Below are 19441 nucleotides of genomic sequence, written 5' to 3' on the forward strand. Positions count from 1 at the left end.
AGGTGATATCGACTAAGCGGGTAATTTCGCTATGGGTCATAGGTTTTACAGATATACACGCCGGTCACGTATGCCACCGATCTGTAGGAGTGAGCTTGCTCGCGATGGCGATTCCCCGGTCGGGATGGGTTGACAGGTAACACGCGATCGCGAGCAAGCTCACTCCTACAGGTCATCACGGTAGCCGGAATCAGCGGCAGCCTCGGAAAACCCCGCGCCCGCTCAGACCTTGGTCGAAACAGACGAACGTCACCCGGCGTGCGAGACTGTGTGACCTGCGAAGGATCGCAGCCGAAACCGCACCTGCTTGAGTCTGGAGTTCCCATGTCGCTGTCCAGCGGACTGATCGCTGCCGTCGCCCTGGCCTATATGGCCATTATGTTCGCCATCGCCTTTTACGGTGATCGTCGCAGCGGTGCCTTGCCGCCGCGCTTGCGTGCGTGGGTGTACAGCCTGTCGCTGGCGGTTTACTGCACCAGTTGGACGTTTTTCGGGGCCGTAGGTCAGGCCGCCGAGCAGTTGTGGTCGTTCCTGCCGATCTACCTCGGGCCCATCGTGATGCTGGTGCTGGCGCCGTGGGTGCTGCAAAAGATGGTCCTGATCAGCAAGCAGGAAAACATCACCTCCATCGCCGACTTCATCGCCGCCCGCTACGGGAAATCTCAGACCCTGGCCATCGTCGTCGCGTTGATCTGCCTGATCGGCGTGCTGCCCTACATCGCGCTGCAACTCAAAGGCATCGTGCTCGGCGTGAACATCCTGATCGGTGCAGGCGCCGATGCCACGGGCACGCGGGCGCAAGATACCGCGCTGATCGTGTCGCTGGTGCTGGCGCTGTTCACCATCGTGTTCGGCACGCGCAACCTCGACGCGACCGAACACCACCGGGGCATGGTGCTGGCGATTGCCTTCGAGTCGCTGGTCAAGCTGTTCGCCTTCATGGCCGTCGGCGTGTTCGTGACTTTCGGCCTGTACGACGGCGTGGACGACCTGTTCAATCAGGCGATGCTGGCGCCGCGTCTGGAAGAGTACTGGAAGGAAACCATCAACTGGCCGTCGATGGTGGTGCAGACCGGCGTGGCGATGATGGCCATCGTCTGCCTGCCCCGACAGTTCCACGTGACGGTGGTCGAGAACATCGAGCCTCAAGACCTGCGCCTGGCCAAGTGGGTATTCCCGATTTACCTGCTGCTGGCCGGGCTGTTCGTAGTGCCTATCGCGCTGGCCGGGCAGATGCTGCTGCCCAGTTCGGTGCTGCCGGATTCGTTCGTGATCAGCGTGCCGCTGGCCCACGCGCACCCTGCGTTGGCCATGCTCGCCTTCATCGGCGGCGCCTCGGCGGCGACGGGCATGGTGATCGTGGCCAGCGTCGCGCTGTCGACCATGGTCTCCAACGACATGCTGCTGCCGTGGCTGTTGCGCCGCAAAACCGCCGAGCGCCCGTTCGAAGTGTTCCGTTACTGGATGCTGTCAGTGCGCCGGGTCAGCATCGTCGCGATTCTGCTGCTGGCTTACGTCAGCTATCGCCTGCTCGGCTCGACTGCGAGCCTGGCGACCATCGGCCAGATCGCCTTCGCCGCGATCACGCAATTGACCCCTGCGATGATCGGCGCGTTGTACTGGAAGCCCGCCAATCGTCGAGGCGTGTTCGCAGGGCTGGCGGCGGGCGTGTTCATCTGGTTCTACACCCTCGTCCTGCCGCTCACTGCCCACAGCATGGGCTGGGCGCTGAGCAGTTTTCCGCTGCTGGGCTGGCTGCACAGCAACCCGTTCAACCTGCCGATCAGCCCGTTGACCCAAGGCGTGCTGTTGTCGATGGCGGGCAACTTCGCGCTGTTCGTGTGGGTCTCGCTGCTGTCGCGCACGCGGGTGTCGGAACACTGGCAGGCCGGGCGTTTCATCGGTCAGGAATTGCAGGCGCGGCCCAATAATCGCTCGCTGCTGGCCGTGCAGATCGAAGACTTGCTCAAGCTCTCGGCGCGTTTTGTGGGCGAGGAACGGGCGCAGCAGAGCTTCATCCGCTTCGCCTACCGGCAGGGCAAGGGCTTCAACCCGAACCAGAACGCCAACGGCGAATGGATCGCCCACACCGAGCGGCTGCTGGCGGGTGTCCTCGGCACCTCCTCGACCCGCGCCGTGGTGAAGGCGGCCATCGAGGGCCGCGACATGCAGCTCGAAGACGTGGTGCGCATCGCCGACGAAGCGTCCGAGGTGCTGCAGTTCAACCGCGCGCTGTTGCAGGGCGCCATCGAAAACATCACCCAGGGCATCAGCGTGGTGGACCAGTCGCTGAAACTGGTGGCCTGGAACGACCGCTACCTCGAACTGTTCAACTACCCGGAGGGCCTGATCAGCGTCGGGCGCCCGATTGCCGACATCATCCGCTACAACGCTGAACGGGGTTTACTCGGGCCGGGAGAAGCGGAAGTTCACATCGCCCGCCGCTTGCACTGGATGCGTCAGGGGCGCGCGCACACCTCCGAGCGCCTGTTTCCCAACGGCCGGGTGATCGAGCTGATCGGCAACCCGATGCCGGGCGGCGGGTTCGTCATGAGTTTCACCGACATCACCGCGTTCCGTGAGGCCGAACAGGCGCTCAAGGGCGTCAACGAAAGCCTCGAACAGCGCGTGGCCGAACGCACCCGCGAGTTGTCGCAACTCAACGTCGCCCTGACCGAAGCCAAGGCCCACGCCGAGGCCGCGAACCAGTCGAAAACCCGCTTTCTCGCGGCGGTCAGTCACGACCTGATGCAGCCGATGAACGCGGCGCGGCTGTTCTCCGCCGCGCTGCTGCACGTGGATGACAGCATTCCCGATGAGGCGCAGAAACTGATTCAGCACCTCGACAGCTCGCTGCGTTCCGCCGAAGACCTGATCAGTGACCTGCTGGACATTTCCCGCCTGGAAAACGGCAAATTCACGCCGACGATCGCGCCCTTCCCGCTCAACAACCTGTTCGACACGTTGGGCGCGGAATTCAAAGCGCTGGCCCAGGAACAGGGTCTGAACTTCCGGGTGCGCGGCAGTCAATTGCGAGTCGCCAGCGATGCGAAGCTGTTGCGCCGGGTGTTGCAGAATTTCCTCACCAACGCGTTCCGTTACGCGAAAGGTCCGATCTTGCTCGGCGTGCGACGCAAGGGCGCATCCGTAAGCCTGGAAGTGTGGGATCGCGGGCCGGGCATTCCCGAAGACAAACGCCAAGTGATTTTCGAAGAATTCAAACGGCTCGACAGCCACCAGACCCGCGCCGAAAAAGGCCTGGGCCTGGGGCTGGCGATTGCCGATGGTCTGTGTCGCGTGCTGGGCCATACCCTCGAAGTGCGTTCATGGCCGGGCAAGGGCAGCGTGTTCAGCGTCACCGTGCCGCTGGCCCGCACCCAAGCCGCGCCGCAAGCCGTGGCGGTCGAGCCGAAACGCGCCGCCTTGAATGGCACGCAGGTGCTGTGCATCGACAATGAAGACAGCATTCTGATTGGCATGAACAGCCTGCTCAGCCGTTGGGGCTGTCAGGTGTGGACGGCGCGCAACCGCGAGGAATGCCAGACCTTGCTCGACGACGGCATCCGCCCGCATCTGGCGTTGGTGGATTACCACCTTGACCACGGCGAAACCGGCACCGAGCTCATGGCGTGGCTGCGCACGCAGTTGGGTGAGCCGGTGCCTGGGGTGCTGATCAGCGCCGACGGGCGCCCGGAGTTGATCGCGCAAGTGCACGCGGCCGGACTGGATTACCTGGCCAAGCCGGTTAAACCCGCCGCCTTGCGGGCGCTATTAAGCCGACACGTGAGTTTGAGTTGATCGGGCGCCCGCATTGGCCGACTTCACCCCTGTAGCCGATCGCGCAACGCTGCCGGGGAACGATGACCTTCACTCCCCCTGACGGTAAGGCAACGCGCCTCGCGCTTCTTCGGCATACGCCAGAATCCCGGCCCGCTCTTGCTCCAGAAACCCCGCCACCGCCTCGCGCAAACCGGGATGGGCCAAGTAGTGCCATGAGTGGGTGATCACCGGTTCAAAGCCGCGAATCAACTTGTGCTCGCCCTGTGCACCGGCGTCGAATCGCTGGATGCCATGGGCAATCGCGTAATCCATGCCCTGATAGAAACAGGTCTCGAAATGCAGCCGGTCGAACTCGGCGAGACAGCCCCAGTACCGCCCATAAAAGCTGTCGCCGCCGATCAGGCTGAACGCCATGGCCACCGGCCGTGACCCCTGCTTCGCCAACACCACGCGAATCGCCTCGGGCATGCGCTCGGCCAACAGGCTGAAGAACTCGCGGGTCAGGTACGGCGCCTGGCCGCGAATCTCGTAGGTGTTGGAATAGCAGGCGTAAACGAAATCCCAATGCGCCTGGCTCAGTTCGTGGCCTTCGAGCCACTCGAAATCGAAGCCCTGCCCCGCCACTTGTTCGCGCTCCTTGCGCATCTGCTTGCGCTTGCGCGAACTCAGGGCGTCGAGAAAATCCTGGAAGTCCCGATAGCCCCGGTTCTGCCAGTGGTACTGACAGCCAATGCGTTGCAGCCACTCCGGGTGTTCGGCGAGCAAGGCATCGGCCACGGGGTCGGTGAAGTTGACGTGCACACTCGACAACGCTTCTGCCTCTGCGTACCCCGGCAAGCAGGCGATCAACTCGCGGCCGTCTTCCGGGGTCTTCGCCAACAGGCGTGGACCGCTGACGGGGCTGAACGGCACCGCCACCAGCAACTTGGGGTAGTACGCAATGCCTGCACGGCGACACGCGTCGGCCCAGCCGTGATCGAACACGTACTCACCGTAGGAATGCCACTTGCGATAGGTCGGCAGCGCGGCGATGAGCGTGTCGTTTTCGTAATGTAACAAATGCTCCGCACGCCACCCGGACCGAGGTCCGAGGCTGCCACTGTCTTCCAGCGAACTGAGAAACCCGTGGCGCAGAAAGGGCGACTCGCCGGGTATCAGCGCGTCCCATTCGGCAGGTGCCAGATCCGACAACTTATCCAAGCGATGCAACGACATCGATCTCTCCCGAGCTCTTCAAACCACTCACGCCAACGTTTGCGCTTTATCACTTATTGAAAGTATTTGCACATGAAACTTGGGCCGACAGCGCTCTAGCCCGCGGGTTCAACAGAATTTTCACATGTCATTGACATGCCATCACCTAGCCATCTCTCTGTCATAAACGATGGCGATACTGGCGCCTGTTTTTAGAGCCCCAGGTTCTTAAAAACACAGACTTTTTTCCCGCCCATTTCCGGTCGGTCGTTCCCAGGATGGCTTTGTCATCCCTTCTCATCTACGGAGATTGATATGCGTCTTGCTTCCACCAAAACTGCGGCAGCCCTGTGTGGCGGTCTGTTGCTGGCCATGAGCGTTCCGGCCAGCGCCGCAGTCGACGCGAAACTGCTCGACATGCTCAAGGCCAACGGGTCGATTTCTCCAACCCAGTACGCCGAACTGCAAAACGAGTTGGCCAAAGATCAGCAGGCTCAGCAACAAGCCCAGAAAGCGACAGCCGATCAGATCGCTGCTGCTACTGCTGCCAAGTCCTCGGAACTGTCGGCATTCGAACAGAAAGTGGCGTGGGCCGCCAAGACTCAGTTCAAAGGCGACGTTCGCGTTCGTCAGGAAACGGTCAAAATCGACGACCAGAACAACAGCCAGGACAAGAACCGCCAGCGTATCCGTGTTCGTCTGGGCGCGTACACCGACATCAACCCACAGGTCAGCACCGGTATTCGTATCGCCACTGGCGGCGACAACAAGGCCAACTCCACCAACGTTGACCAGAACGACTACTTCACCAAGAAAGACCTGTGGCTGGATCAGGGCTACATCGATTACCACCCGACTGCGATCCAGAACCTGCACCTCATCGGCGGCAAGATGGCCCAGCCTTGGGTCAGCGAAGGCGACGTGATCTGGGACGCCGACATCAACCCGGAAGGTCTGGCAGCCACTTACAGCTTGCCCATCAGCAAATCCTTCGAGCTGTTCGGTAGCGCCGGTACTTACACCCTCAAAGACAACATCAGCGGCGACGGCACCCAGTTCAAGAACGACCTGCGCCTGAACGCGGCTCAGCTGGGTACGCGTATCGGTGTTGCCGATGCCATGAAACTGACCCTCGGCGGTTCCGTTTACCAGTACCAGCACTCCAACGACTGTAATCCGGCTGCTGCCAGCACCGCGACCACCTTCTGCGGCCTGGGCATCAACGGCAACAACACCAACGACTTCCGCCTGTATGAAGGCTTCGGTCAACTGGACTTCACCGGTCTGGTCGTTCCTCTGAGCCTGTACGGTCAGTACGTGGTCAACAGCGCCACCGACAGCGATCAGGACACCGCATGGCTGGCCGGTGCCAAGACCAAGGTGTTTGGCTTCGGTCTGGACTACAACTATCGCGATACTCAGCGTAACGCAGTGGTTGGCGCCTTCACCGACTCCGACTTCGCCAACGGCACCACCGGTTCGCGCGGCCACAAGCTGAGCGTTTCGTACGATGTCGACAAGAACTTCACCTTGGGCGCCACGTACTTCCTGACCAAAGCAGACTTCGCCTACGCGAACGCTCCGCGTGACCAGGATGCCAACACCCTGCAACTGGACGTGATGGCCAAGTTCTAAGAAAAGCAGCCGCGCGTTTCGAGCGGCAAGCTTCAAGCTGAAAGCGTCAGACCTTGAGTGCTCCCTCAAGGTCTGAAGTGACACTCACAGCCCGCCGTTGCCCTGTCGGATCCCCATCATCCGTTCCGACAGGTCACCGCCGGGCTGTTTTTATTTTGGGCGCCGAACACTTTTTTATGAGCAGAAACCCCTGTAGGAGCGAATTCATTCGCGAGAGGCCTACACAACCGACACAACCATGTCGCCTGACAGATCTTTCGCGAATGAATTCGCTCCTACAGTTTCAGATCCCGGTCTGATCCGAGAGCGGAGTCGTTACTTCTTACGCAGAATCACGCTACCAATCGAATACCCCGCCCCAAACGAACTGAGCACGCCCAGTGCGCCGGTCGGCAGGTCGTCCTGGTAGGTGTGAAACGCAATCACCGAACCCGCCGAACTGGTGTTGGCGTAGCGGTCGAGAATCACCGGGGCCTCTTCGACAGTGGCGTCGCGGTCCAGCAGTTTCTTCACGATCAAATGGTTCATGCTGAGGTTCGCCTGATGCAGCCAGAAACGCTGCACGTCGCTGACGTTGAGGCTGTTCTCGGTCAGGTGCGTGCCCACCAGTTCCGCCACCATCGGGCAGACTTCGCGGAACACTTTGCGCCCTTCCTGCACGAACAGCTTGTCCGGCTTGCCTTCGCCTTCTTCCGCCGTGCGGTTGAGGAAGCCGAAGTTGTTGCGGATGTTGTTGGAGAAGCTGGTCAGCAACTTGGTGCTGACGATGTCGAACTGATGCTCGGACGTCGCCAGATCAGCACGTTCAACCACCACTGCCGTCGCCGCATCACCGAAGATGAAGTGGCTGTCGCGATCACGGAAATTAAGGTGCGCGGTGCAGATTTCCGGGCTGATCACCAACAGCGCACGGGCCTGGCCGAGTTTGACGCTATTGTAGGCGGTCTGAATGCCGAACGTGGCCGAGGAACAGGCAACGTTCATGTCGAAACCGAACCCCTGAGCGCCCAGCGCCGCCTGAATCTCGATCGAGATGGCCGGGTAAGCCCGTTGCAGGTTGGAGCAGGCGACGATCACGCCGTCGATGTCAGCAGCCGTTTTGCCTGCGCGCTGCAACGCCTGTTCAGCGGCGGCGACGCCCATCTCGCAGAGGATCGACCATTCGTCGTTCGAGCGTTCCGGCAGACGAGGCTTCATGCGATTCGGGTCGAGAATGCCGTCCTTGTCCATGACGAAGCGGCTTTTGATGCCGCTGGCCTTCTCGATGAACGCCGCGCTGGATTCGGTCAACGCCTGCACGTCACCCGCCTCGATGGCGGCGGCGTTTTCAGCATTGAATTGCGCGACGTAGGTGTTGAAAGAATGCACCAGCTCATCGTTGGAAATGCTGTTGGCCGGGGTGAAAAGCCCTGTGCCGCTGATCACGACGTCGTACACGGTCGTTCCTCTCTTTTTGAATGGCAGCAGACAAAGCGTCTGCGCAAGCACGGTGCTGGCTATTTCTGGAACGACAGTACCAATGCAACGATAAAATCCCCCGTTGGCGGGAGCAGTGTTTTTGTAACGCTTGGGGTTTTAACCGCGAAGTTTGCCATAACGGCCGGAATTTGGCGCTATCGGGCCGCTGGAATGCAGGACCGCGGCATCGCAATTCCCTGTGGGAGCGAATTCATTCGCGAATGGCCCGTACATCCGACACATCTCTGCCGTCTGAACCTTCGTTTCGCGAATGAATTCGCTCCTACAGGGGAACGCGGTGAGTCAGATAAACCGCGAACTATTTACCCCTCCACTGCCGCCCACTGCTTGCTCAATCGCTTGTCGGAAATCGGCACCTTGGTCCCCAATTGCTGGCCGAACAGCGACACGCGGTACTCCTCCAGCCACCAGCGGTACACCGCCAGTTCGGGATCGCGCTTGCCTTCCTGGGCGTGTTTGTCGGCGCGGGTCTGGTATTGCGCCCAGAGGTTGCCGAGTTCGATGCTCCACACCCGGTCTTTCTGCACCTGGCTGCCCAGCTTTTCAAGGCGCAACTCAATCGCCTTCAGATAACGCGGCAGCTCTTTGATCCAGAGCGCCGGGGTTTCGCGCACGAAGCCCGGGTACACCAACTTGCCCAACTGCGCCTTGATGTCGTTCAACGCCACGGCCTGGGCCAGATCGATCTTGCCCTTGAAGCGCTTTTGCAGGCCGTGCCACAGCTTGAGAATGTCCAGCGTCAGCCTTGCCAGGCGTTCGGCGTGTTCCGTAAGCGCGCCGCGCTTGCGCTCGGCCAGCGACATCAGCCCCGCGCCATCTCGTGGCAATGTGGCTTCGCCTTCGAGAATGCAGCTGTCCAGACTGGCCAACAAAATGTCTTCGATCAGCGCGTCGACCCGGCCCATGTCGCGGTACAGCAAGGCCAGCTCGGTTTGACCCGGCAATTTACTGCGCAGGAATTTCGTCGGCCCGGCCAGTTGTTGCAGCAACAGACGTTGCAAGGCGCGGCGGTGCTGGTACTCGGCTTCGGTCTGGGTCGAGAACCGCCCTTCCTTGACCGCGCCGCCCTCCTCGACCAATGCCGGGTACACCGTCATCGACAGCCCGGCGATCTTTTGCTGAGTTTTTTCTTCAACCTTGGCGAAGCCCTTGGCCTCAACCGGCTGCTGGCTCTTCGCTGTTTGCGGCACGGCCAACGCGGCTTGCCCGGCTTCAGCGAAGCGTGCGGTCAGTGTGTCCAGGTCGCGACCTTCGCCCAGGAACTTGCCCTGAGCATCGACCACCTCAAGATTCATTTTCAGGTGGCTTTCGACCTGCTGCGCAGCCTCGGCCCACGCCTCGTCGGTGACCCGAGCGCCGGTCATGCGCAACAGCTCACGACCCAACGCCTGCGGCAGCGAGCCGTCGCCGAAGGCCATACGCTGCAGCGCCGCCTTGACGAAGTCCGGCACCGGCACGAAATTCTTGCGCAGGGCCTTGGGCAGGTTCCGCACCAGCGCCACGCATTTGGTTTCCAGCAGTCCCGGCACCAGCCACTCCAGACGCTCGGCAGGCAGCGACAACAGCAGCGGCGCAGGCACGCGCAGGGTCACGCCGTCCCGTGGATGGTTCGGTTCGAAGTGGTACGTCAGCGGCAGGGTCAGATCGCCCAGACGCAACGTGTCCGGGTACAGATTGGCCGTGACTTCGCTGGCTTCACGGGCGAGGACGTCCTCCTCGCGCATGATCAACAGCTGAGGGTTCTTCTGGCTCTCCATCCGATACCACGCGTCGAACGTCGCGGTCTGGTGAATCTCGGCGGGCAGGCGCTCGTCGTAGAAACGGAACAGCGTTTCCTCGTCCGCCAGGATGTCGCGACGACGGGCCTTGGCCTCCAGTTCGTCGAGCTGTTCCAGCAACTTGGTGTTGGCGGTCAGGCATTTGGCGCGGGATTGAATCTCGCCGCGCACCAGCCCTTCACGAATGAAAAACTCGCGGGACACCACCGGGTCGATCGGCCCGAAATGCACCGGACGACGCCCGACGATGATCAGGCCAAACAGGGTGATCTGTTCGAACGCCACCACCTGCCCGCGCTTCTTCTCCCAGTGCGGTTCGAAATGGTTTTTCTTGACCAGATGCCCGGCCAGCGGCTCGATCCAGTCCGGCTCGATCTTGGCCACCATGCGCGCATACAGCTTGGTGGTCTCGACCAGTTCAGCGGCCATGATCCATTGCGGGCGTTTACGGCCCAGCCCCGACGACGGGTGCACCCAGAAACGTCGCTGACGGGCGCCGAGGTAGTCGCCTTCTTCGGCCTTCTGGCCGATCTGGCTCAGCAGGCCCGACAGCACCGCCTTGTGAAATTTCGGGAAGTCCGCGGGCTCTTTGTTGACCGTCAGTTGCAGGTCGCGACAGATCAGGCTCAACTGGCGATGGGAGTCACGCCACTCGCGCAGCCGCAGGTAATTGAGGAAGTTGCGACGACACCAGTTGCGCAAAGGACTCGCGGTCAGCGCCTGGCGTTGCTCTTCAAAACCGCGCCACAGATTGACCAGCCCGGCGAAGTCCGAGTCCTGATCCTTCCACTGCGCGTGGGCCTGATCGGCAGCCTGTTGACGCTCGGGCGGACGCTCGCGCGGGTCTTGAATCGACATGGCGCTGGCGACGATCAGCACTTCCTGCAAGCTGCCCTGCTTCGCCGCTTCCAGCAGCATGCGGCCCATGCGCGGGTCCACCGGCAGACGTGCCAGTTGACGACCAAGCGGCGTCAGCTGGTTCTCGCGGGTGACCGCCGACAGCTCTTGCAACAGGTTGAAACCGTCGCTGATCGCCTTGCCATCCGGCGGTTCGATGAACGGAAAATCGGTGATTTGCCCCAGACGCAGGTGCAGCATCTGCAGGATGACCGCCGCGAGGTTCGTACGAAGAATCTCGGGGTCAGTGAATTCCGGGCGCGAGAGGAAATCTTCTTCGCTGTACAACCGCACGCACAAACCCGGCTCTACGCGACCGCAACGCCCTTTACGCTGGTTGGCACTGGCCTGGGAAACCGCCTCGATGGGCAGGCGCTGAACCTTGGCGCGGTAGCTGTAGCGGCTGATGCGCGCGGTGCCGGTGTCGATCACGTAGCGGATGCCGGGAACGGTCAGCGAGGTTTCCGCGACGTTGGTGGCCAGCACCACGCGGCGACCCGGATGCGACTGGAAGATCCGCTGCTGTTCGGCAGGCGACAGACGCGCGTACAGCGGCAGGATTTCGGTGTGCTTGAGCTGGGCCTTGCGCAGCATTTCGGCGGCGTCGCGAATCTCGCGCTCGCCGGGCAAGAACACCAGCACGTCGCCGGGTGATTTGCGCTCCGAACGTTCGAGCGCGGCCAGTTCGTCGAGGGTCGCGAGGATCGCCTGATCGACAGTCAGGTCGTCTTCGACGCTGTTGCCCTCTTCGTCCTGCTCGGCGGTCATCGGCCGGTACCAGGTCTCCACCGGGAAGGTACGGCCCGAGACTTCGATGATCGGCGCTTTGTCGAAATGCTCGGAAAAGCGTTCGAGGTCGATGGTCGCCGAGGTGATGATGATTTTCAGGTCCGGACGACGGGGCAGCAGGGTTTTCAGGTAACCCAGCAGGAAGTCGATGTTCAGGCTGCGCTCATGGGCTTCGTCGACGATGATCGTGTCGTAGCGCTCAAGAAAGCGGTCGTGCTGGGTTTCGGCGAGCAGAATGCCGTCGGTCATCAGCTTGATCAGGGTGTTCTGATCGCTCTGGTCTTCGAACCGCACCTGATAACCGACCAGCGCGCCCAACGGGGTGCCGATTTCTTCCGCGACCCGGCTGGCCACGCTGCGCGCTGCGATGCGACGAGGTTGCGTATGGCCGATCAGACCGTGCTGGCCGCGCCCGATTTCCAGGCAGATTTTCGGCAGCTGCGTGGTTTTGCCCGAGCCGGTTTCGCCCGCGATGATCAGCACCTGATGCTTGAGCAGCGCGTCCTTGATCTCGTCGCGCTTGGCGGCGATTGGCAGGTTTTCGTCGTAGCGAATCGTCGGCACGCTCTGCTTGCGCGACGTCACCTGCGCACACGAAGCCTGCACACGCTCGACCCACTGGGCCAGCTTGCCTTCATCGGGCTTCTTGCGCAGCTCGTGCAACTGACGACGCAGGCGATGCCGATCACTGATCATCGCGTGGTCGAGGTTCTTGAAAAGCTGGTCGATGGAAGGCGATTCGTCGGTCATCAGGGCGCGAAGTCTTTTCTATTCTGAATGCAGGGCGCGGATTGTCGCAGATTTGGTGGGCATCATGCATGTCCGCGGCTGGCACATCGCTTTTGATTCTGGCCATCGGCCGTAGGAGCGCGCTTGCCCGCGATCTGGCGCGCAGCGGCAGTAAAATCAGCCACCCTGGTTGTGTCAGACGTATCACATTTGCAGTATTTGCTGCCGCTTCGCGCCAGATCGCGAGCAAGCTGCGCTCCCACGCCCTCCGGGCAGAAGCAGTTCTGCGGTGTATCCGAAAACAATAAACCCCGCACTGGGCGGGGTCTGGTGGCATCGCAACGCTTACGCCGGTTTCTTCAGCGCCAACTTCTTCAACTCTTCGTCCCGCAGTTCGCGGCGCAGGATCTTGCCGACGTTGGTGGTCGGCAACGCATCGCGGAATTCCACGCTGCGCGGCACTTTGTACGCCGTGACGTTGGCGCGCATGTGCTCCATGACCTGCTCTTTGGTCAGGGTTGCGCCGGGTTTGACCACCACGAAAATCTTGATCGCCTCACCCGATTTCTCGTCCGGCACGCCGATGGCCGCGCATTGCAGCACGCCGGGCAGGGTCGCCAGCACGTCTTCCAGTTCGTTCGGGTACACGTTGAAACCGGACACCAGAATCATGTCCTTTTTGCGATCAACGATACGGATGTAGCCATTGGGCTGAATCACCGCGATGTCACCGGTCTTCAACCAGCCTTCGGCGTCAAGCATCTCGTCGGTGGCCTCCTGGCGCTGCCAGTAGCCTTTCATCACTTGCGGACCTTTAACGCACAGCTCGCCCACTTCGCCCAGCGGCAGTTCCTCGCCCGCGTCGTTGATGGTCTTGCACAGCGTAGAGGGCACCGGGATGCCGATCGTGCCCATCTGGATGTTCTTGAACGGGTTCACCGTTGCCACCGGGCTGGTTTCAGTCATCCCGTAACCTTCGCAGATCGAACAGCCCGTCACGTCCTTCCAGCGCTCCGCAGCGGTCTGTTGCAACGCCATGCCGCCGGACAGAGTGACCTTCAGCGCAGAGAAGTCCAGATTGCGAAAATCAGCGTTGTTGCACAGCGCCACGAATAACGTGTTCAGGCCAACGAAGCCGGTGAACTTCCATTTCGACAATTCCTTGACCATTGCCGACAGGTCCCGGGGGTTGCTGATCAGGATGTTGTGGTTACCACTCAGCATCATCGACATGCAGTGAAACGTGAACGCGTAGATGTGGTACAGCGGCAGCGGCGTGATCAGAATCTCGCAGCCTTCGTTGAGGTTGGAGCCCATCAGCGCCTTGCACTGCAGCATGTTGGCGATCAGGTTGCGGTGGGTCAGCATCGCGCCCTTGGCCACGCCGGTGGTGCCACCGGTGTATTGCAGCACAGCGACATCGCTGCTTTTTGGCGAGGTTTCATTGACCGACTTGCCCTGCCCCATCGCCAGCACGTCGTTGAATTTGACGGCCTTGGGCAAGTGAAACGGCGGGACCATTTTCTTCACGTACTTGATGACGCTGTTAACCAGCAGGCGCTTGAGTGGCGGCAGCAGGTCGGCGACTTCGGTGACGATCACGTGCTTGACGTGGGTTTTCGGCACGACCTTCTCAGCCAGGTGCGCCATGTTCGCCAGGCACACCAGCGCCTTGGCCCCGGAGTCGTTGAACTGGTGTTCCATTTCCCGCGTGGTGTAAAGCGGGTTGGTGTTGACCACGATCAGGCCGGCGCGAATGGCACCGAATACCGCGATCGGGTATTGCAGCACGTTGGGCAATTGCACGGCGATGCGGTCGCCCGGTTGCAGATCGGTGTGCTGTTGGAGATACGCGGCGAACGCGCCGGACAATTCGTACATCTCACCGTAGGTGAGTGTCTTGCCCAGGTTGCTGAACGCAGGTTTGTTGGCGAAACGCTCGCAGGACTGTTTCAATACCGCCTGAACGTTTGGATACGCGTCCGGATCAATATCGGCAGCGATACCAGACGGATATTTATCCTTCCAGAAGTTTTCGATCATGGAAGCCGACTCCTCAGCGACAGCGTTTCTACACACCGCTCGATGCGATGATTTCTTGTGTTTGGAACGTTTGCAGCAACCGCTTTTTGCGTATCGACTGTACAAAAAGCGGGCCGAGCGTAGCAGCTTTGCCAAAGGCCGACCAGAGGCAAACGCAGCCTCTACAGTCATAAAAATGACTCTTGAACATTCATTAGTCACGTTTAGAGCAATGAACCTAAATGTCGAAATTTCACACAGTTTTCCGTCTGTTCGTACAACCCTGTAGGAGTGAGCTTGCTCGCGAGGCGTTAGAGCAGACAGCTCAACAGTGCCTGTATACACGCTTCGCGAGCAAGCTCACTCCTACAGGTATGGGCGTTAAACAATAAAAAAAACGGCGTGTTTCTCAACACGCCGTTTCTTTATATAGCCGTTTCAGGCCGGATCGCGTAGTTCGCGTCGGAGGATTTTGCCTACTGGCGTCATCGGCAACGACTCCCGCAGCACGATGTGCTTGGGAATCTTGTAGCCCGTGAAGTTTTCTTTGCAGTACGCCTTTAACTCGTCGGTGGTCAGGCTTGCATCCCGAGGCACCACGAACAGCTTCACCGCTTCCCCCGAACGCTCGTCCGGTACGCCGATCACTGCGCAGTTGGCGACCTTCGGATGATGTGAAACCACATCCTCGATCTCGTTCGGGTAGACATTGAAACCCGACACGATAATCAGATCTTTCTTACGGTCGACGATGCGGATGAAACCGTCCGGGTCGATCACAGCGATATCACCGGTTTTCAGCCAGCCGTCACTGTCGATCACTTCGGCCGTGGCGTCCGGTTTGTGCCAGTAACCGAGCATGATCTGCGGCCCTTTCAGGCACAGCTCGCCGCGTTCACCGACGGCCAGCTCGTTGCCTTCGTCATCGATGACCTTGGCCGTGGTACCCGGCACGGGCATGCCGACGGTGCCCAGCTTCGACTGGTCGCCGTAGGGGTTGGCGGTGGCCACGGGAGAAGTTTCGGTGAGGCCGTAGCCTTCGACGATGGGGCAGCCGGTCAGTTTCAGCCAGCGCTCGGCGGTGGATTTCACCAACGCGGTGCCGCCCGAGTTGGTCAGGCGCAGGTGGGAGAAATCCAGATTCTTGAACTCAGGATGGTCCAACAGCGCCACAAACAGCGTGTTGAGGCCGAGCATCGCCGAGAACTTCCATTTCTTCAGCTCTTTAATGAAGCCACCGATGTCACGCGGGTTGGTGATCAGCACGTTGTGGTTGCCGCTGACCATCATGCACATGCAGTTACAGGTGAACGCATAGATGTGGTACATGGGCAGCGGCGCGATCATGATTTCGCCGCCTTGCTTGAAGATCGGCAGCCCGTCCGGGCCATGCTGCAACATGCAGGCATAGACCTGCTGCATGTTCGCGACCAGATTGCCGTGAGTGAGCATCGCGCCTTTTGGCGAGCCGGTGGTGCCGCCGGTGTATTGCAGGACAGCGATGTCGTCCAGGTCGAGCTTCACCTGTTGCACGTGATCACCACGGCCAAGCTTGAGCACGCTCTTGAACGCGACCGCCTGGGGCAAATCGTAGGCCGGAACCATCTTCTTGACCTTCTCGACGATGGTGTTGATCAGCCACCCCTTGGCCGCCGATTGCATGTCGCCCATCTTCACTTCGATGAGGTACTGAATGTCGGTGTCGGGCAGCACTTCCTGCACGTTCTTGCCGAACACATTGAGGTAGACCAGCGCACGCACACCGGCGTCCTTGAACTGATGGCGCATCTCGCGTGCGGTGTAGAGCGGGTTGGTGTTGACCACGATCAGACCGGCGCGCATGGCACCGAAAACGGCGATGGGGTACTGGATCAGATTGGGCATCTGGACGGCGATGCGGTCGCCGGGTTTGAGCTCGGTTTGCTGCTGGATGTAACCGGCGAAAGCCGCTGAATGACGCTCCAGCTCGGCGTAGGTCAGGGTCACGCCCATGTTGCTGTAGGCCGGGCGATCCGCGTACTTCTTGCAATTGCGCTCGAAGACCTCGATCACCGATTTGTACGCGTGAAGGTCCACTTCAGAGAGGACGCCCGCCGGGCGTTTGTCATTCCAGAATTCAGGTTGCATGTTCTTTTTATCCTCTTACCTGAGAGTACCGACCCCGCAGCCTGGGTGCGGGTGATTGCCGGACGTTAGCAGCTAACCCCAAGAAGGCAAATAGGCCCTCGGGCGTCATCAATGACGTGAATCTCGCGGGTGATCGGCCCGTCATTCCGCAACGGCTATACACTGCTGGATAAGGATGACTACAGCGCAATTTCGCGACAATTTTATACAAGGCCAGGGAAACACCATGAAACATGATGCTTTTTGGCTGGACACCACGGATCATCACCGCGTGTACGTGAATGCGTGGCTGCCGCTGGGCGATCCCAAGGCGGTGGTAATGCTGTCCCATGGCATGGCGGAACACAGCGGACGCTATGAGCGGCTTGGCTCCGCGCTGACGGGAGCGGGTTTTGCGCTGTACGCCCATGACCAACGCGGGCATGGCCGCACCGCCGCCCACGGCGTTCTCGGGCATTACGCCGATCAGGATGGCTGGAACAAAGTGGTGGGCGATCTGGCCCTGCTGAATGCCACGATTGGCGAGCGTCACGGAGACGTGCCCGTGTTTCTGCTGGGGCACAGCATGGGCAGTTACATTGCTCTGGCGTACTTGCTGCACCACAGCGCCAGCCTGCAAGGCGCGGTGCTCAGTGGCTCGAACTTCCAGCCGGTTTCCCTTTATCGCACCGCCGCGGTCGTGGCCCGCATGGAGCGTTGGCGTCAGGGACCTACCGGGCGCAGTGCACTGATGGAGTTTCTATCGTTCGGCTCCTTCAATCAGAAATTCAAGCCCGTGCGCACGTCATTTGACTGGCTCAGCCGTGATCCGGATGAGGTGGACAAGTACGTGAGCGACCCGCTGTGTGGGTTTCGCTGCACCAATCAGTTCTGGCTGGACATGCTCCGTGGCCTGCAGCAAATCAGCAAAACGTCGAACCTGGCGCAGATCGACAAAAGCCTGCCGATGCTGATCATGGGCGGCGAATGTGATCCGGTGAGCGAAGGCAAGCGTCTCAAAGATCTGGCCGAGGCGCTGACAGGGACCCATCATCCGTTCGTGACCCTGAAGATCTACCCTCAGGCCCGGCATGAAATTCTCAACGAGACCAACCGCGAGGAGGTCACTCATGATTTACTCGCCTGGCTCGAAGAGGCGCTGAAGGAGCCCCGGCCACCCCGCAGCGAATGACGCCTTTTCATTTCTTTTAAACGTTACAGGACCGCCACATGACTGAAGTCACCAACACCCCGTACGAAGCCCTTGAAGTCGGCCAGACCGCCAGCTACAGCAAGACCGTCGAAGAACGTCACATTCAGCTGTTCGCCGAAATGTCCGGCGACCGCAACCCGGTGCACCTCGATGCGGAATTTGCGGCCAAGACCCTGTTCAAGGATCGCATCGCCCACGGGATGTTCAGTGGCGCGCTGATCAGCGCAGCGGTGGCCTGCGAGTTGCCTGGGCCGGGCACGATCTATCTCGGTCAGCAGATGAGCTTTCAAAAACCGGTGAAGATCGGCGACACGTTGACCGTGCGGTTGGAGATTCTGGAAAAACTGCCGAAGTTTCGCGTGCGGATCGCGACACGGGTGTTCAACCAGGATGAAGAATTGGTCGTTGATGGTGAGGCGGAGATCCTGGCGCCGCGCAAGGAACAGACCGTCAGCTTGACGGAATTGCCGGCGATTACGGTGGGCTGATGCTCTCCCCCCCCCTGCCTGGCCCCTATGCAGGGGCTCTGCACGGTCTCCACTGTGGGAGGGAATTCATTCTGGGCGGCATTCCGACGATGGGCCGGTACAATCAACCCATCTCGGTTGCCTGATCGAATCCTCGCGAATCAATTCGCTCCCTCAGGAATTCTGCGGTGTCCCCGCCTCACTGCCCTTCTCGAAAAAAACTCAAAAAAATGGGCAACCGAAGTTGCCCCAAATGCCTTGCGTGCTCTTTTTATAAGAGACTCAATCTTCACCGCGCGTCCGCGAGTCTCTCCAGATGAACAGTGCCAATGCTGCGAAAAAACTCAGTATCAGCATCACCGTGACCACACCCGCTATCACCGCATGATCGAGAAACATGGAAGCCCCTCCCACCGTCATCTGTTCAATGGGTGCAGATTAGCCAGAGGCGGACAGGGAAGTATTGACCCACATCAATCCCCCGCACCGTTGAATGAAGGCACGCGCAGATTGATCAGGTCAGAGGGAGAACGGAAAGGGGGGCTAGCGCTTTTTCGGCTTGTTCTTGCTTTTCTTCTTGCCCTTGGCCAGCGGCATCGCCTGCTCGAAGGCCTGGCGCACTTCGTTGAGCCGCTTGTCGTTGAGGTCGTGAACACGCTTGGCGCGCTCGACGCTCAGGTCTACCAGTTTTTCATCGCTCATGACGGGGTGCTCTCGAATGCCCAATGGCGACAATAATGCGCAATCGGACCGGCGCTGACCAGCACCTCACACCTTCAGGTCCACCCACAACCCCTGACGTGGCTCATCATCGATGATCGGCACCACGGGCACGGTGTTGTCCGCGTTCAGGAAATCACCGGGAATCGCCGGGCCGCTGTGAACCGGCGGTGCGCCTTCCTCCTCTTCATTGAGATCAGGATGACGATCGGACGTACGTCGATCGCGACGGCGCCGTTGCTGTCGGCGCTGCTCTTCGCGCAGCAGCAGTTGAGCCTGCTCGGGGTCGCGCTGGCCCATGTTGATGGTGCTCTCGCTGGAACTCGGCTGCACCGGCGCGACAGGCGGGATGTCAGGCGTGGGTTTGACCGGGTCCTGCTGCGAGGTAACGGGGGCCGCGCTCAAGGGGATCAGCGGTGGCAGCATGGTAATGGTCTCCTGTTATCAGGCTGTCGGCTGCCGTTTCGTCGACTTGAGCCGTAATGCGGGGAAGTTTCGACTATGTTTTTCGCAACAAGTGCCCGTCCGGCGGTTTATACCCAATAAATGCGGGGCTTTTTACAACATGGGCCGCACAAGCGCTTTGGCTGGGCGGCGTGTTCCGTTACCATAGTCGGCTTTTTCAAGGCGGG

12 protein-coding genes are annotated in these 19441 nt (G+C 60.4%); 4 read left to right on the forward strand and 8 right to left on the reverse strand.

Annotated features, from left to right (window positions below; all coding sequences use genetic code 11):
• The first annotated feature begins 324 nt into the window (after positions 1-324).
• Positions 325-3798: a PAS domain-containing hybrid sensor histidine kinase/response regulator gene (locus tag GVN17_RS01210; RefSeq protein WP_166593401.1), complete on the forward strand. Its 3474-nt coding sequence runs from the start codon at positions 325-327 to the stop codon at positions 3796-3798.
• Positions 3799-3867: 69 nt separating this feature from the next.
• Here the strand turns inward: GVN17_RS01210 and GVN17_RS01215 are convergent, their stop codons facing one another.
• Positions 3868-4995 carry a GNAT family N-acetyltransferase gene (locus GVN17_RS01215; RefSeq protein ID WP_166593402.1) on the reverse strand — a complete coding sequence of 376 codons (1128 nt, stop codon included), beginning with the start codon at positions 4993-4995 and terminating at the stop codon, positions 3868-3870.
• 294 nt (positions 4996-5289) lie between these two features.
• On the opposite strand from GVN17_RS01215, the gene GVN17_RS01220 reads away from it, so the two are divergent.
• Positions 5290-6609, forward strand: coding sequence for a putative porin (locus GVN17_RS01220; protein WP_166593403.1), 1320 nt, complete (start codon positions 5290-5292; stop codon positions 6607-6609).
• 315 nt (positions 6610-6924) lie between these two features.
• Here the strand turns inward: GVN17_RS01220 and GVN17_RS01225 are convergent, their stop codons facing one another.
• The 4 genes from GVN17_RS01225 to fadD2 all read right to left on the reverse strand — a co-directional run bounded on the left by GVN17_RS01225 (position 6925) and on the right by fadD2 (position 16430).
• Positions 6925-8046 carry a beta-ketoacyl-ACP synthase III gene (locus tag GVN17_RS01225; protein ID WP_166593404.1) on the reverse strand — a complete coding sequence of 374 codons (1122 nt, stop codon included), beginning with the start codon at positions 8044-8046 and terminating at the stop codon, positions 6925-6927.
• A 344-nt stretch (positions 8047-8390) separates the two neighbouring features.
• Positions 8391-12302, reverse strand: coding sequence for an ATP-dependent RNA helicase HrpA (hrpA, locus tag GVN17_RS01230; RefSeq protein WP_166593405.1), 3912 nt, complete (start codon positions 12300-12302; stop codon positions 8391-8393).
• Between the two features lie 324 nt (positions 12303-12626).
• Complete coding sequence (gene fadD1 / locus GVN17_RS01235) at positions 12627-14324, reverse strand: long-chain-fatty-acid--CoA ligase FadD1 (RefSeq protein ID WP_166593406.1); 1698 nt, start codon at positions 14322-14324, stop codon at positions 12627-12629.
• Between the two features lie 417 nt (positions 14325-14741).
• On the reverse strand, positions 14742-16430 hold the full coding sequence (fadD2, locus tag GVN17_RS01240; RefSeq protein WP_166593407.1) for a long-chain-fatty-acid--CoA ligase FadD2: 1689 nt from the start codon (positions 16428-16430) through the stop codon (positions 14742-14744).
• 226 nt (positions 16431-16656) lie between these two features.
• On the opposite strand from fadD2, the gene GVN17_RS01245 reads away from it, so the two are divergent.
• Positions 16657-17601, forward strand: coding sequence for an alpha/beta hydrolase (locus GVN17_RS01245; RefSeq protein ID WP_166593408.1), 945 nt, complete (start codon positions 16657-16659; stop codon positions 17599-17601).
• Positions 17602-17639: 38 nt separating this feature from the next.
• Positions 17640-18110: a MaoC family dehydratase gene (locus tag GVN17_RS01250; protein ID WP_166593409.1), complete on the forward strand. Its 471-nt coding sequence runs from the start codon at positions 17640-17642 to the stop codon at positions 18108-18110.
• Between the two features lie 261 nt (positions 18111-18371).
• Here the strand turns inward: GVN17_RS01250 and ccoM are convergent, their stop codons facing one another.
• From ccoM to GVN17_RS01260, 3 genes are all read right to left on the reverse strand, one after another.
• Entirely contained in the window at positions 18372-18509 is a 138-nt protein-coding gene (gene ccoM / locus GVN17_RS29785) for a cytochrome c oxidase subunit CcoM (RefSeq protein ID WP_371928464.1), read from the reverse strand.
• Positions 18510-18632: 123 nt separating this feature from the next.
• On the reverse strand, positions 18633-18791 hold the full coding sequence (locus GVN17_RS01255; RefSeq protein ID WP_166593410.1) for a hypothetical protein: 159 nt from the start codon (positions 18789-18791) through the stop codon (positions 18633-18635).
• A 66-nt stretch (positions 18792-18857) separates the two neighbouring features.
• Positions 18858-19235 carry an aspartate-semialdehyde dehydrogenase gene (locus GVN17_RS01260; RefSeq protein WP_166593411.1) on the reverse strand — a complete coding sequence of 126 codons (378 nt, stop codon included), beginning with the start codon at positions 19233-19235 and terminating at the stop codon, positions 18858-18860.
• Positions 19236-19441 lie beyond the last annotated feature (206 nt).

Source organism: Pseudomonas sp. SLFW (assembly GCF_009905615.1).
Taxonomy (GTDB): Bacteria; Pseudomonadota; Gammaproteobacteria; order Pseudomonadales; family Pseudomonadaceae; genus Aquipseudomonas; species Aquipseudomonas bambusae.